Origin of the sequence: Pandoraea commovens (assembly GCF_024704525.1) — a bacterium.
Lineage (GTDB): Bacteria > Pseudomonadota > Gammaproteobacteria > Burkholderiales > Burkholderiaceae > Pandoraea > Pandoraea commovens.
The window spans coordinates 5,685,098-5,700,148 of record NZ_CP102780.1; the positions used below are offsets into that span (position 1 = coordinate 5,685,098).

A 15,051-nucleotide genomic window follows, 5' to 3' on the forward strand; every position below is an offset into this window, starting at 1 on the left:
CGATAACACGCACCGCTCACGCCATCGAGGCAGCGATGCGAATGCGCACAGCGCCCGTCTTGGTCACCGCGTCGCTGGCCGATTCTGCGATCTCGCCCTGCTGCGCCGACAACGTCTCCATGCGTTTGGCGACACGCTTCTTGTCGTCGCCGTTGAGCTCCATCAGGAACTGCAACCACATCATTTCCGTTCCCATGTCGCGCGCCTGGCGTTGCAGCTTCGCGCGCTGAATGCCGATCGCGCCCGCCGTGATCTCGCGCGCGCCGACCACGCCACCGCGAATCACACCGGAGAGCGACCACATGCCACGCACGATGGCGCGACGTCCCTGCGAGCCGATCTGCTTGCCGAACGACTTCGTCACATCGGTCGCCGTCACGCGTGCGCCCTTGGCCACTTGCTTGCCCGTCGACTTGACGACGTTGTCGAACGACCGCGACACCATCCGCTCGACCATCTCCTGCGTGAATTGCTCGGCCATGCGGTTAAAGCCGCGCTTGACCAGATTGCGCGCAGTGCGCGTGCCGTTCTGCGCGAGCGACTTGCCGACGCGTTTGCCGACTTCCATACCGACCTGATACGAGACCTCGGAGACGACACGCTGTTTGATCGCGCCAATCGCTGCGTCGTCACCCGCCTTCACCGCTTTCGTGAGCGCGTCGCCCGCGCCGCCCTTCATCACACGCGTGGCAGTCTTCGTCACCGAGCGAGATGCCATGAATCCGCGCACCGACGTACCGAAGCCAACGATCATCCCAAGCGCCTGAAACGCCATCTGCGCGTAACCCCACTTCGTCGCTTCCGCCTCGTACTTCTCGGCGTTCTTCGGGTCGACGAGCGCCATCGTTTTGTAGACCGCCGCGCCGATGCCCGCAACGCCCGCGCCGACGTCCGCAATACCGCCTGCAATCATCAGCGGGTTCATCGTCAGCACGCCGGTCACGACCTTGACGGCGCCGACAACGACATCGATCGCCGCAACGACCCAGTCGAAGATCACACCGAAGATGCCGCCCTTGCGCGCCTTGTCGGCGTCTTTCGTGGCGGCGTCCATCTGCTCGCGGAATTTCTGGAGGTCTTCCTGCCGCAGCTTGTCCTGACGCTCCGCCAGCAGCTCCAACGCCTTCTGTGTCGACTTCGCCGTGTCGCCCATCGCTTGCATCGATATCATCGACGCCACCATCACGAGTGTGGACGGATCGAGCGTTTCGAGACTCGCCAGATCGGTCACACCGAACTGCGATGAGGGACGCATGCCGTCCGCCGCCATCGCATTGCCCAGCGAGTACAGGCGTTGCAGCAAGCGAGCAAACGCACCCTCCGCGTCTTGCCACGCCCCGGCGTCGGTCGCATCGGGAAGGAAGTCTTCCAACGCGAGCCAATCGTCGGACATCTTGTCGTTTCGCACGGCATGCGGCGCGGGCGTGTCCGTGCGCTGCTTCGTTGGCTCCCGAACATCACCCAGGGATGACGGACGGTATGCCGCGCCTACTGCGCCAATCACAGTCATGTGTTTCCTTTCGATGGAGAAGTTGACAGCGCGTCGCACCGGGCGCGCGCCGAATGTGCGAGCTTGCGATGTTGCGCGTTCTCGCCGCAAAGCCTCAGCGTCGCGAGGTAGGCCTTCGTCGCGTAAGACGCATTGCCCACGCTCTCGTAACTCATGCCCGCCAGATACGACGGGCGTGGGTCTGCCGCGCGGATCACACCGGCCTTGGCGAAGCACGGCAGCGCGTCGTCGTGCTGGCCGAGTCGCTGATAGCACAGGCCAAGACCGAACCAGTCGTCGAACGACCATTGGTCGAGCGTGGCGAGCATGAAATAGACGCGCTGGGCGGCCGCGATCTCGCCTTCCTTGAAGCGCTGAAGCGCGTACGCACGAACACACGCCAGATCGCCTTCGTCCAGATCCGCAAGCATGCGCAGCGCGCCGCCCCGCTCGAAGAAGCGCGAGAAGATCGCCGCTGCGTCGGCGGCTGACGCGTCATGCGTCTCACACGCCTGCGCCGAGGACGTCAATGAAGAAGCGTTCACGAGCGCATCGAGCCGTTGATCTGATTGAGCTGCTGCCCGCGCGAACTGATGATCGTGTTGGCGAGCGTCGAGACGCCGTTGTATTCCTGCAGGAACTTGTTGATTTCGATGTTCTCGATGGTGCGGCTGTCGGTCGCTTCTTCACCCCGGCTGTCCGCTGCTGCCTTGAGCGCGCGCAGATGGTCGGCGCGGTAGTCGCCCGACGACCCTGACGGTCCTGAATAACCGTCCTCGCCGATCTTCTTGCTGCGCGACTCCCAGTCCATTAGCGTCTTCTTCGTGCCACTGTCGTCGATGCTGATCTTGAGGTCGTGCTTGTCGAAAAATTCACGGATACCATCGCCGACTTTGGTCGTTGCCGTCGTGCTGGTGCCGAGCTTGTTGATGAGCGTCTCGATCTGATTCGCCACATCGCGCGCCTCGCGACCGTGCGCCTGACGCGCGCGCATCGAGTCGATCTTCAGCTTGGCGTCGCCGCCGCTGGCCTGCATGAGCGTGGCGGCGTGCGCCAGCAACAGCGAGTGAATGTCGACGGTGCGCGCGGACGTCAGCGTGACGTCCGGCGACATCTGCTGCGAGGCCGACGCGCCGTAGCGATACGCGTTCGATTGGATTGAAGTCATGAGGTCGTTCCTGAATTCGATTAGATATGAGGGAGGCAGACAGAGATGAGACGTGAAGTTAAAGACAGCCGTCAGAGGCTGCTGGTGATCTTGCTCATGATGTCGCGCAACTTGACGATGACCGCGTTGCTCAACGTCAGCGCGTTCTCGTAGCGCGACAGAAACTGCTTGAGTTCGATCTGTTCGACGGTGGTCGACTCGCTCGCGCCCGACGCCATCGACTGCACGCTGGCCCTGAGGCTGGCCAGGGCGGCGGTGCCAAGCGCACCCGACGCGGGCGACGTCGACATCAGCGCGTTGCGCACCACAAACTCACGCAATCCATCCGGCAAAGTCACTGTGGATTCGCCTGCGCGCAAGCGCCGCTGCATCTCGTCAATCGACGTCAGCCAGTTACGGGCATCGCGAGCGTTCGCCGAACGGGCGCGCGCCTTGCCCAGCCATTCGTCGACGCGCACCTGCAAGCCGTCCATCTGCTCGCTTGCGCGCTGCATCGTGCTCAACAGCGGGTTGTCGCCTGCGCGGCTTTGCGATGCGGAACTCGCACCCTGCGCAAACGCGCCACCCAGTCGCGGCACGTGGTGCGTGGAGGGCATGTCGATGGTTCGATAGATCATGTCGCCTCCGTCACGCGCAGGTCCGATGCATCGCCCGGCTACGCGCCGGAACGCGCCCCGCTTCAGCGTCCGTCGCGGGCACCTCGGCGTTCAACCGTTCGATCACACCGGCCAGAGCGACGGCCATGCGTTCGATCTCGCGCGCTTCGCGCTGAAATGCTTCGCTGTCGAGGAGGGCATCGAGACGGGCAAGCTTGTCCGTCGCCTGCGGTGTCCCAGCCTTTTCCATCCGCTCGATCTCGTCGAGTACTGTCTGATAGTCGAGCGTCTGACGTGCCAGCTTGCGACCGGCCATCTGGATTTCGCCACAAGCGCGCTCGTACTGCGCGAGCAGGGCATCGGGGTCATGCGTTTCCGGGAGCGGGGAAGAGGACGTCGCCTCAGTGGCGTTCAGAGCGTTCGGCTCTTGGGGTGTTGCGGACATCTGGGACATTTCAGGGCACCTCCGTACGTTTCGTAGCGGTTGTCATCACGACAACGGCATCGTACGGAGGTCCTCATGGTGCGCCTTTGCAAAGCCCGCAATCCCTTCCGGGAACCGGTCTCACTTCAGTCATTTCCCAGTGACGAAGCGGTTACGCGCATCGCGTTGCACGATGCGCAGCCCCTTATCCGGCGGGACGTTCCGGTCACGCGACTTTAGATCGAGCCTTCGGCTTCACGCCTGCCCGAAGCCACCGCCTCCCGGCGTCTCCACGACAAAGATGTCGCCCGGCTGCATCTGCGTGCGTCCGATGTGTGCCAACTCCTCGCGCGAACCGTCTACGCGTTCAACGTAGTTGGCACCCAGAGCGCCCGTCCCACCGCCCTGTGCACCGAACGGTGCGTGCACACGATTGTTGGAGAGAATCGACGCCGTCATCGGTGTGAGGAAGCGAATGCGTCGCACCGCGCCGTTACCGCCTTGCCAGCGTCCGCTGCCGCCCGACCCCGCACGAATGCGATGACTCTCGAGACGCACCGGATAGCGCCACTCCAGCACTTCCGGATCGGTCAGACGCGAGTTCGTCATGTGCGTCTGCACAGCATCCGAACCGTTGAAGCCGTTGCCCGCCCCGCTGCCGCCCGAGATGGTCTCGTAGTACTGGTACGTCTCGTTGCCGAAGGTGAAGTTGTTCATCGTGCCCTGGCTCGAAGCCACGCTGCCGAGCGCACCATAAAGCGCGTTGGTGATCGCCGACGACGTCTCCACGTTGCCCGACACCACTGCCGCCGGATACACGGGGTTGAGCATCGACCCCTCCGGCACGATCACCGTGAGCGGTTTCAGACAGCCTGCGTTGAGCGGGATGTCGTCGTCCACAAGTGTGCGGAAGACGTACAGCACCGCCGCCATGCACACCGCACGCGGGGCGTTGAAGTTGTTCGGCAGTTGCGCCGACGTACCGGTGAAATCGATGGTGGCGCTTCTCGACGCCTGATCGACACGAATCGTCACGTCGATGACCGCCCCGTTGTCGAGCGGATAGCGGTAGTGCCCGTCGCCCAGCGCTCCGATCACGCGACGCACCGCCGCTTCGGCGTTGTCCTGAACGTGCCCCATGTACGCGAGTACGACGTCGCGCCCGAAGTCGTTCACCATGCGGCGCAGCTCGTCCACGCCCTTCTGGTTCGCCGCCACCTGCGCGCGCAGATCGGCCATGTTCTGGTCGATGTTGCGCGCCGGGTAGCGTGCGCCGCCGAGCAGCTCGCGTGTCTCACGGTCGCTCAGCTCGCCTGCGGCCACGAGTTGCCAGTTGTCGATCAGCACGCCCTCTTCTTCGACGTGCGTGGAATCCGGCGGCATCGAGCCCGGCGTGATCCCGCCGATATCCGCGTGATGGCCACGCGATCCGACGTAGAACAGCGGCTCCGCCACACGTGAACCCGATGCACCGTCGTCATCTTTGACGAACACCGGCGTGATGACGGTGACGTCCGGCAAGTGCGTACCGCCGTGATACGGGTCGTTAAGCATGAAGACGTCGCCCTCGCGCATGCGCCCGCGATTGCGCTCGATCACCGTCTTGATGCTCTCGCCCATCGATCCCAGATGGACCGGCATGTGCGGTGCGTTGGCGATGAGGTTGCCGTCACGGTCGAACAGCGCGCACGAGAAGTCCAGACGCTCCTTGATGTTCACCGAGTACGCCGTGTTTTGCAGACGCAACCCCATCTGCTCGGCAATCGACATGAAGAGATTGTTGAAGATTTCAAGGCGCACCGGATCGGCCTGCGTGCCGAGTCCGCGCTGTGTCTCCCGGGGCACCACGCGCGTGAGCACGAGGTTGCCCTGCCCGGTCATCTGCGCCTGCCAGCCCGGCTCCACGACCGTCGTGCCGCTCTTCTCCGCCACGATGGCGGGACCGTCGAGGGTGTCGCCCGCGAGCAGCGTGTCGCGCTCGAACAGCGCCGCGTCGTGCCACGTGCCAGCGGCGTAGAGCTTCACCTGATCGATGGCTTGCGGCGCACCGGACGTGCGTGCTTCGAGCGGGGCAATGTCGACCGGCGCATCCGACAGTCCGATGGCCTCGACCGATGCCACTTCGACGATCAGCGCCGCCCCGTCCATCAGGAACGAATAGCGCTGACGGTACGCGGCTTCGAACGCGTCGCGCATCTGCGCCGCGCTGCCGAACGGCACGGCGATGGCCGAGTCCGTGCCCGCATAACGCACGTGCACGCGGCGCACCGTCTCGATACGCGACGGTGGCACGCCCTGCGACAGGAGCGCATTCACCGCATCGTCGGCCAGCGCGCCGAGCGCGTCTTCGAGGGCCACAAGACCGTCATCAGCTAGCGGCGCTTCGATCATGCGTTCGCGCATCGCCGTCTGGTCGGCCAGCCCCATGCCGTAGGCCGACAGCACGCCCGCGAGCGGATGAGCGAAGACCTGGGTCATGCCGAGCGCGTCGGCCACACCGCATGCGTGCTGACCGCCCGCGCCGCCGAACGTCGTCAGCACATAGCGGCTCACGTCGTGACCGCGCTGCACGGAGATTTTCTTGATGGCGTTGGCCATCGCGCCGATGGCGATGTCGAGGAAGCCCTCGGCGAGCGCTTCGGGGGTCTGACGGCGGCCCGTCGCCTTCTCGATCTCGGCGGCCAGTGCCGTGAACTTCGCGACCACGACGTCGCGGTCGAGCGGTTCGTTGGCGTGCGGACCGAAGACCTTCGGGAAGTGCGCGGGTTGAATCTTCCCGAGCATGACGTTGCAGTCCGTGACCGCGAGCGGGCCACCGCGACGATACGCCGCCGGACCGGGGTTCGCGCCCGCCGACTCCGGCCCAACGCGCAGGCGCGTGCCGTCGAACGACAGCACCGAGCCGCCACCCGCCGCCACCGTGTGGATGCTCATCATCGGCGCACGCATGCGCACCCCGGCGACCTGCGTCTCGAACACGCGCTCGAACTCGCCGTTGTAGTGCGAGACGTCCGTCGACGTGCCGCCCATGTCGAAGCCGATCACGCGCTCGAAGCCCGCTGCGCTCGACGCACGTACCATGCCGACGATGCCGCCTGCGGGACCGGAAAGAATCGCGTCCTTGCCCTGGAAGTTGTCGGCGCGCGTGAGGCCACCGCTGCTCTGCATGAATTGCAGATTCACGCCCGGCATTTCCTTCGCCACCTGTTCGACGTACCGGCGCAGGATCGGCGACAGATACGCGTCCACCACGGTGGTGTCGCCGCGCGAGACCAGCTTCATCAGCGGCGAGACTTCGTGTGAGACGGAGACTTGCGTGAAGCCGATGTCGCGCGCCATCGCGGCGAGCGTCTTCTCATGGGCCTGATAGCGGTAGCCATGCATCAGCACGATGGCCATCGCGCGGATACCCTTCGCGTAAAGCGCTTCGAGCGCACTACGGGCGGACACCACATCCAGCTCGCGAACGACTTCGCCGTGCGCACCCACACGCTCGTCGATTTCCACGACGTCGGCGTACAGCGCTTCGGGCAGTGCGATGTCGAGATCGAACAGTCGCGGGCGATTCTGATACGCGATGCGCAGTGCGTCGCGAAAGCCGTGCGTCGTGACGAGCGCCAGCGGTTCGCCCTTGCGTTCGAGCAAGGCGTTGGTCGCCACGGTCGTGCCCATCTTCACCATATCGACGAGATCGGGCGTGATCGGCTCGTCGGCGCTCAGCCCCAGCAGGTGCCGGATGCCCGCGACGGCTGCGTCGCGGTACTGCTCCGGGTTCTCCGAGAGCAACTTGTGCGTGACGAGCGTGCCGTCCGGGCGGCGCGCCACGATATCGGTGAAGGTGCCGCCACGGTCGATCCAGAACTGCCAGCGCGACGCGGTCTGATGCGCGGGTGCGCGGTTTTGGGCGGAGGGCGTGAGAGCGTTCGTCATGATGTCATTCGCAAAACGGGGGGTGTCAGTCAGGGGATCAGGCGAGAAGCGATAACGCGGCGATAACGTGGCGATGACAGGCGGTGCGCGGGGCACCGCCTTGCGTCAGTCGATCAGTGCGTGGTGGTTTCAAGCGATTCGAGTTCGCGACCGCGCGTCTCGGGCAGCGTGAGTGCTGCGATGATCAGCACGCCGTAGGCCACACCGGCGAAGATGCCGATGGTCGTGCCCAGGCCGTATTCCTTCGAGAGCATGCCGATCAGGAACGGGAACAGTGCGCCGACGGCACGGCCGACGTTGTAGCAAAAGCCTTGCCCTGAGCCGCGAACCCGCGTGGGGAACAACTCGGTCAGGAACGCGCCCATGCCGCTGAAGATGCCCGATGCGAAGAAGCCGAGCGGGAAGCCGAGCCAGAACATCGCGCTATCGGTCAGCGGCAGCGAGGTGTACGAGAACGCAATCACCATCGAGCCCACAGCGAACAGAATGAAGTTCGGCTTACGGCCAAGACGGTCCGTCAGATACGAACTCGCGAGGTAGCCGACCCACGAGCCGAAGATGATCATCGCGAGATAGCCGCCGGTGCCCATCACGGTGAGGTGGCGCTCCGTCTTCAGGAACGTCGGCAGCCAGGTCGTGATGGCGTAGTAGCCACCTTGTGCGCCGGTCGTGAGCAATGCAGCGCGAATCGTCGTGGAGAGCAGCGCCGGGCTGAAGATGGCGGTCATGCCGGGCGCGTCTTCCGACTTCGTCTGCTTGGCCTTCTCCTTCTGGTACACCTCCGGCTCCTGCACATAGCGGCGGATGAACAGCACGAGCAGTGCAGGCAGCAGCCCGATCAGGAACAGCGCACGCCATGCCAGTTCGCCCGGCATCAGCGAGAACAGCACCGAGTAAAGGATGGCCGTTAGCCCCCAACCGATGGCCCAGCCCGATTGCACGAGACCCACAGCTTTGCCGCGGTCCCGAGCACGGATGACTTCGCCGATGAGCACAGCGCCCGCCGTCCATTCGCCGCCGAAGCCGAAGCCCATGAGCGCACGCGCGGCGAGCAGTTGATGGTAGTTCTGTGCGAGGCCGCACAGCCCGGTGAACACGGCGAACCACAGCACCGTGAGTTGCAGCGTGCGCACGCGGCCGATGCGATCCGAGAGGATGCCCGCGACCCAGCCGCCGAGGGCCGAGGCAAGCAGCGTGAGTGTGCCGATGAAGCCCGCGTCGGCGAGGCTGATGCCCCACGTGGCGATCAGCGTCGGGATGACGAAGCTCAGCATCTGGGTGTCCATGCCGTCGAGCATGTAGCCGACCTTACAGCTCCAGAACGCGCGCTTCTCGCGCGGTGTGGCGTCGCCGTACCAGCCGAACAGGCTACCGCCCGCTTCGGCGGGCGCAGAGGAATCTGTGCCTACGGGGGGCGCGAGGGGGGTTTTGCTTTCCATGAGAATAAGACTCCGGTGATGTCCTGACTTGCCGTGTGATGCACTCGGGCCGCGCTCATCCGACAGGCGTAAGTCGTCACCGGCGGGCAATACCTCTCCCGCCGCAGCCTTTTATGGCGCGGTTCTTTTGCTGATTCGTTAATGCCGGGTGGTGCGAGTGATGCGGGTATTGCGGGTCCTGAATGACTTCAGAAGACGGCCAGCGACGCGTTCGTGATATCCGTCATCAGCATGTAGCCGGGACGATGCCCGATCGCGAGCGGCAGCTTTGCGCCCATGAGCGCCGTTTGCGGCGTGACGCCACAAGCCCAGTACACAGGCAGCTCACCGTCGCGAATCGTCACGGCGTCGCCGAAGTCCGGTTTCGCCAAGTCCGCAATGCCCAGCGCCGACGGGTCGCCGATATGGATCGGCGCGCCGTGCACGCCGGGAAAGCGGCTCGTGATCTGGACAGCGCGAATGGCGTCTGCGCCCTTCATCGGCCGCATCGACACGACCAGTTCGCCACCGAACTTACCGGCGCGCTGATTCGCGATGTTGGTGCGGTACATCGGCACGTTGCGGCCCTCATCCACGTGACGCAGTGGAATGCCCGCCTTGGCCAGCATGTCCTCGAACGAGAACGAGCAGCCAATGGCGAACACCACGAAGTCGCTCTGCCAGAACTCGGCGAGGTTATCGACCTGGGCGTCGAGCTTGCCGTCGCGATAGACGTTGTAGCCCGGCACGTCGGTGCGGATATCGACTTCGCGGCCCAGCGCGGGCACGTGCCATTGTCCGGGCTCACCAACGCCCAGCAGCGGACACGCCTTCGGATTGCTCTGGCAGAAGCGCAGGAAATCGTGCGCATGCGCTACCGGCACGATAGCGAGATTCGCCTGTGCAAAGTCGCCGCAATAGCCAGCGGTCGGCCCACGGAACTGCGCCGAGCGCACGGCCTGACGAAATTCGTATGGCGTAATGGTGTCGCGTTGCGAAGTGAAGTCGTGCGGGGTGGCTCGGTGGTTCATGGCAGATCCAGCTTGAGGGGGAGACGCCAATGCGGCATCGGATGGGAGAAGCATAGGAAGAAAAAAAAGTTGCCGCTAACGAGTTTTTGTTCGCCTCTGTGTATAAAATTTCTTAACGACCTCGGGGGTTTTCCCGAGGTCCGTTGCATTTATTTTCACTGCACCGTTCAGCACACTGCACACCTTGCGTCGCAGACTTTGGGCCGCTTCCCGCCCCCTCCCGGTCCATCGACGCTCACGGAGCCCCATGAACACGCGCTTTCTCGAAACCTTCGTCACGCTCGCCAAGCTGCGCAACTTTCGCGCAACGGCCACGGCGTTGCATGCGACGCCTGCGGCCATCTCGCAGCGGCTCAAGGTGCTGGAAGAGGAGTTGAAGACCGAGCTTGTCGACCGCGACAGCCGCGAGTTTCGACTCACACCGAACGGGGAATACCTGCTGGGCTATGCGAAGGCGGTGGTGGAGGCTGCGCGTCGTTTGCAGGCGGCGGCGTCCGGGGAAAGCACGTTGCGAGGACGGCTGCGTCTGGGGGTGATCGAGACGGTCGTGCACAGCTGGCTGCCGAACTATCTGCGACGCCTCGCCGCCGACTATCCGACGCTCGAAGTCGAGCTGACGGTCGACGTCTCCGTGCAGTTGCAGCGGCGTCTCATGGCCGACGAACTCGACCTCATCATTCGTGTGGAAGGCAGCGACGACAGCAGCGTGGTGTGCAACGCACTCGCCAACTATCCGGTGCACTGGATTGCGCGCAAGGGGATGTTTCCGAACACGCGCAGCGGGCTCGCGAAGCAAGTCTTACAGCATCCAATCCTGACCTACGGACGCGGGACCGCGCCGCATCGCGCGCTGGAAGACATCGTGGCCAAGCTGGCCGGCGTGCACGGCGTGCCGCTGTCCGAGACGCGCATTACCGGCTCGCCGTCGATTGCCGTGATCGTGCAACTGGTGCGCGACGGGTTCGGCGTCGCCGCAATTCCGCGTCTGTTCGTCGACGCGTTGATCGCCAACGGGGAAGTCGTCGAGTTGCCCTTGCAGCCAGCGCCGCCGTCCATCGTGGTGTCGATGTCGCGCCGTGCCGATGCGCCGCTGTTCGTGCACGGTGCGGGCACCGCCGCGCGTGCCGCATGTGCGGAGTACTGTCAGAAGAGCGACCGGCGGTTGGTGGAATTGCTGTGAGGCGCCGACGTTGCCGACGTCGCTAACGAATCGCTATGCCACTCAGTGAAAGTGCGCCAGCCGCGTGACGAACGTGAAGTCCGCCTCCGACGCCATCAGCGACATCAGCACTAGCAGCGCCAACGGCGGAATCAGAATGGCGTAGACGAGCGCGAGCCGCTCCCATCGCATGTGCATGAACACCGCGACGATGAGACCCGCCTTGGCGATCATCAGCGCGAGAATCAATCCCCATCGCAGATAGCCCTGGAGATTCGCGTAGTCGACGAGATACGAGAACGTCGAGAGCACGAACAACAGCCCCCATACCTTCAGGTAGAGGCCGACTGCGTGTTGTTGGCCGGTGTGACCGGCACTTTGCGTCGCTGCCGCAGAGGATTCCATCGCGCCTCCTACCAGAGATAAAACAGCGCAAAGATGAACACCCACACGAGATCGACGAAGTGCCAGTACAGGCCCGCGATCTCCACCAGTTCGTAATTGCCGCGTCGCTCCAGCGTGCCGTTGAGCACTTTACGCATGACGGTCAGCAAATAGATCACGCCCGCGCTGACATGCAGCCCGTGAAACCCCGTGATCATGAAGAAGCACGCGCCGAACTGCGCCGCCCCCATCGAATTGCCCCACGGACGAATGCCTTCGTGCACGATCAGGTTCGTCCATTCGAAGGCTTGCATGCCGACGAAGGCGATGCCGAAATACGCCGTCGCGAGAATGCACGCTGCGGTCTTGTCGCGGTCGCGCCGGTAGGCGTAATTCACCGCCATCGCCATCGTGCCGCTGCTCGTGATGAGCACGAACGTCATGATCGCAATGAGCAGGAGCGGCACCGGATGTCCGCCCACGTTGAGCGCAAAGATCTCCGCCGGATTCGGCCACGGTGCAGTAGTCGACATGCGCACCGTCATGTAGCCGATCAGGAAGCTGCTGAACACAAAGGTGTCCGAGAGCAGGAAGATCCACATCATCGCCTTGCCCCACGGCACACGGAACGTGGCGCGGTCGCCGGACCAGTCGGTGACGACGCCGCGCCAGCCGTCAGGCGGTGTGATGGCAGACGCAGCGGAGGATGGGGTGGACGATGGCGTATTCACGGGGCGTCTCCTGGCCGGGCCGATGTATGGACTTACGGCGCAACGCCGGTGCCGCACAGACGCTGCGCGATCTCCGGCGTGAGATTGACGATGGCCGCGAACAGCACCACCCACAACACAAACAGGAAATGCCAGTACTGTGCGGTGAGCGAGAGACGTCTGGCCCGTGTGGCGTGCGTCACACGACGCGGAACCAGCAACGCCCACGCCACCACACCGCCGATCAGATGCAGCGCGTGCAGCCCTGTCAGCAGGAAGAAGAAGCTGTTGGCCGGGTTGCCCGACACGCCGTAGCGACGCAACGCGAGATCGCGCCATACCCAGAGTTGTCCGGCAATGAACGCGAGTGCGAGCGCACCGGCGAGTGCCCAGTCGCGCCGCGAGCGTCGTAGTTCACCTCGCTTTGCCTGCGACGCTGCCGACTGCATCACGATGCACGCCGCCGCCAGCACGCCTGTGTTGACCCACAGCGCATTGACGGGCGGCAACGGACGCCAGTCGCCAAGGCTCATGCGCATGACGTACGCCACGAGCATCAGCGCAAACAACATGCCGATCACGCCCATGAGCCACCAGAGCGCCACCTGCGACGCCGCACGTCGACGCGGTTGCATCACGGGAACGCCGCCGGGAATGCCATCGGGTGGCATCGGCGGCCACGACGGAACGGGCCTCATGGTGTCGCTCCTTTCGGGGCATCGGGCGAAGGCGGTGCTTTGCCGCCACCGCCGTGCAGCGCCGCCGAGTCGCCATCCACCAGCGTGGCGGGACGTCGCGGATCGGGGGCGAGATTCTGCGGCACGAAATCGTCGATGTCGCCCGGCACGCTGTATTCATAGGGCCAGCGATATGTCGTCGGCAACACCGCGCCCCAGTTGCCGTGGCCGGGTGGCGCATGCGGTGTCTGCCATTCGAGCGACGCCGCGCGCCACGGATTCAGACCGGCCGGTTTGCCGTGTCGCACACTCCACGCGAGGTTGAACAGGAACAACAACTGCCCCAACGCGACGAAGAACGCGGCGACCGAGATGTAGGTGTTCATCGTGTGCGCGGACTCGGGGATGAAGCTGTAGTTCTGGAACTCGTAGTAGCGTCGCGGCATGCCGAGAATGCCGAGGTAATGCATCGGGAAAAAGATCGCGTAAGTGCCAAGAAACGTGATCCAGAAGTGCCACTGACCGAGGCGGTCGTTCAGCCGTCTGCCGGTGACCAGCGGATACCAGTGGTAGATCCCGCCGAAGACCACCAGCAAGGGGGCGACGCCCATCACCATGTGAAAGTGCGCGACGACGAAATAGGTGTTCGACAGCGGCATGTCCACACTCACGTTGCCGAGGAACAGCCCGGTCAGTCCACCGATCACGAACGTGCTGATGAAGCCGATGGCGAACAGCATCGGTACGGTCAGATGGATGTCGCCACGCCAGAGCGTGAGTACCCAGTTGTAGACCTTGATCGCAGTCGGGATCGCGATGATGAGCGTGGTCGTCGCAAACAGAAATCCGAAGTACGGATTCATGCCACTGATGAACATGTGGTGCGCCCACACGACGAACGACAGCACGCCGATGGCGAGAATCGCCCAGACCATCATGCGGTAGCCGAAGATGTTCTTGCGCGCGTGAACGCTGATGAGATCGGACACGATGCCGAACGCAGGCAACGCGACGATGTAGACCTCGGGGTGGCCGAAGAACCAGAAGAGATGCTGAAACAGCAGCGGACTGCCGCCGCGATAATCGAGCGGCTGTCCCATCGACACCACCGCAGGCATGAAGAAGCTCGTGTGCAGCGTCTTGTCGAGCAGCATCATCACGCCGGAGACGAACAGCGCCGGGAAGGCGAGCAGCGCCAGCACCGTCGCCATCACGATGCCCCACACGGTGAGCGGCATGCGCAACAACGTCAAGCCTTCGGTGCGCGCCTGCAAGGCCGTGGTGACGTAGTTCAGGCCGCCCATCGTCGCCGCGACGATGAAGATCAGCAGAGAGACGAGCATGAGCACGATGCCCCACTCGGTGCCCGGTGTGCCGGGCAGGATGGCTTGCGGTGGATAGAGTGTCCAGCCTGCACCGGTCGGACCGCCGGGCACGAAGAAGCTCACCATCAACACGATCACGGCCAGCAGATACACCCAATAACTGAGCATGTTCAGGAACGGGAAAACCATGTCGCGCGCGCCGACCATCAGCGGAATCAGGTAGTTGCCGAAACCGCCGAGGAAGAGCGCTGTGAGCAGATAGATCACCATGATCATGCCGTGCATGGTGACGTACTGATAGTAGTGACTGGCGTCGATGAACGAGAATTTGCCGGGGAAACCCAGTTGCAGACGCATGAGGTTAGACAGCACCAGCCCGACCAGTCCGACGGCAATGGCGGTGCAGGCGTACTGCACGGCGATCACCTTGTGGTCCTGGCTCCAGACGTACTTCGTCCAGAAACTCTGCGGGCCGTCGTGCCCACCATAACCACCATGGTCGCCGTGGGCACCGGCATGGGTGGAACCGTCGGCATTCTCGGCATTGCCAGTCATGACGTTGTCTCCCTTTGTTGCCGGTGCGGCCCGCGCGTGGCGCTTTGCGACGCGCGTCGGGCTATGGCGCCGGTCTGATCATCGGCACACTCGGTTGCGCCGGTCCCGACGATTGCGGACCGGTGGACTGCCGCGGCGGGATCGCCAGCGGCGGGGCGTATGTGTTCGGATCGTTCTGCAACGGC

The 15,051-nt window shown here is 64.0% G+C and carries 13 protein-coding genes; 1 reads left to right on the forward strand and 12 read right to left on the reverse strand.

The window, feature by feature from the left end:
- Nucleotides 1–16: 16 nt before the first annotated feature.
- The 8 genes from sctE to NTU39_RS25625 form a co-directional block, all read right to left on the reverse strand.
- Nucleotides 17–1,393 (reverse strand): type III secretion system translocon subunit SseC family protein, encoded by a 1,377-nt coding sequence (gene sctE, locus NTU39_RS25590; RefSeq protein ID WP_174984449.1) that lies wholly within the window; start codon nt 1,391–1,393, stop codon nt 17–19.
- A 113-nt stretch (nt 1,394–1,506) separates the two neighbouring features.
- Nucleotides 1,507–2,034: a CesD/SycD/LcrH family type III secretion system chaperone gene (locus NTU39_RS25595; RefSeq protein ID WP_246184490.1), complete on the reverse strand. Its 528-nt coding sequence runs from the start codon at nt 2,032–2,034 to the stop codon at nt 1,507–1,509.
- On the reverse strand, nt 2,031–2,657 hold the full coding sequence (locus NTU39_RS25600; protein ID WP_257958850.1) for a hypothetical protein: 627 nt from the start codon (nt 2,655–2,657) through the stop codon (nt 2,031–2,033). The genes NTU39_RS25595 and NTU39_RS25600 overlap by 4 nt, the downstream gene beginning before the upstream one ends.
- A 71-nt stretch (nt 2,658–2,728) precedes the next feature.
- Nucleotides 2,729–3,274 (reverse strand): hypothetical protein, encoded by a 546-nt coding sequence (locus NTU39_RS25605; RefSeq protein WP_257958851.1) that lies wholly within the window; start codon nt 3,272–3,274, stop codon nt 2,729–2,731.
- 10 nt (nt 3,275–3,284) lie between these two features.
- A complete protein-coding gene (locus tag NTU39_RS25610; RefSeq protein WP_150663581.1) occupies nt 3,285–3,707 on the reverse strand; it encodes a hypothetical protein in 423 nt (140 codons plus the stop codon).
- Between the two features lie 225 nt (nt 3,708–3,932).
- Entirely contained in the window at nt 3,933–7,607 is a 3,675-nt protein-coding gene (locus NTU39_RS25615) for a hydantoinase B/oxoprolinase family protein (RefSeq protein ID WP_257958852.1), read from the reverse strand.
- A gap of 113 nt (nt 7,608–7,720) precedes the next feature.
- Nucleotides 7,721–9,046, reverse strand: a complete 1,326-nt coding sequence (locus NTU39_RS25620) for an MFS transporter (protein WP_150663583.1) — start codon at nt 9,044–9,046, stop codon at nt 7,721–7,723.
- Nucleotides 9,047–9,234: 188 nt separating this feature from the next.
- Nucleotides 9,235–10,008, reverse strand: coding sequence for a putative hydro-lyase (locus NTU39_RS25625; protein WP_150664160.1), 774 nt, complete (start codon nt 10,006–10,008; stop codon nt 9,235–9,237).
- Between the two features lie 295 nt (nt 10,009–10,303).
- Here NTU39_RS25625 and NTU39_RS25630 point away from each other — a divergent pair, with 295 nt between their 5' ends.
- Nucleotides 10,304–11,236: a LysR family transcriptional regulator gene (locus tag NTU39_RS25630; protein ID WP_150663584.1), complete on the forward strand. Its 933-nt coding sequence runs from the start codon at nt 10,304–10,306 to the stop codon at nt 11,234–11,236.
- A gap of 42 nt (nt 11,237–11,278) precedes the next feature.
- On the opposite strand, the gene NTU39_RS25635 is transcribed toward NTU39_RS25630, so the two are convergent.
- Genes NTU39_RS25635 through NTU39_RS25650 form a run of 4 tightly spaced genes read right to left on the reverse strand, consistent with a single transcriptional unit; the run spans nt 11,279 to nt 14,866 of the window.
- A complete protein-coding gene (locus tag NTU39_RS25635; protein ID WP_039393862.1) occupies nt 11,279–11,620 on the reverse strand; it encodes a cytochrome C oxidase subunit IV family protein in 342 nt (113 codons plus the stop codon).
- An 8-nt stretch (nt 11,621–11,628) separates the two neighbouring features.
- On the reverse strand, nt 11,629–12,330 hold the full coding sequence (locus tag NTU39_RS25640) for a heme-copper oxidase subunit III family protein (RefSeq protein ID WP_150663585.1): 702 nt from the start codon (nt 12,328–12,330) through the stop codon (nt 11,629–11,631).
- 32 nt (nt 12,331–12,362) lie between these two features.
- On the reverse strand, nt 12,363–13,007 hold the full coding sequence (locus tag NTU39_RS25645; protein ID WP_257958853.1) for a cytochrome c oxidase subunit 3: 645 nt from the start codon (nt 13,005–13,007) through the stop codon (nt 12,363–12,365).
- On the reverse strand, nt 13,004–14,866 hold the full coding sequence (locus tag NTU39_RS25650; protein ID WP_150663587.1) for a cytochrome c oxidase subunit I: 1,863 nt from the start codon (nt 14,864–14,866) through the stop codon (nt 13,004–13,006). Before NTU39_RS25650 ends, NTU39_RS25645 begins: the two co-directional genes overlap by 4 nt.
- Nucleotides 14,867–15,051 lie beyond the last annotated feature (185 nt).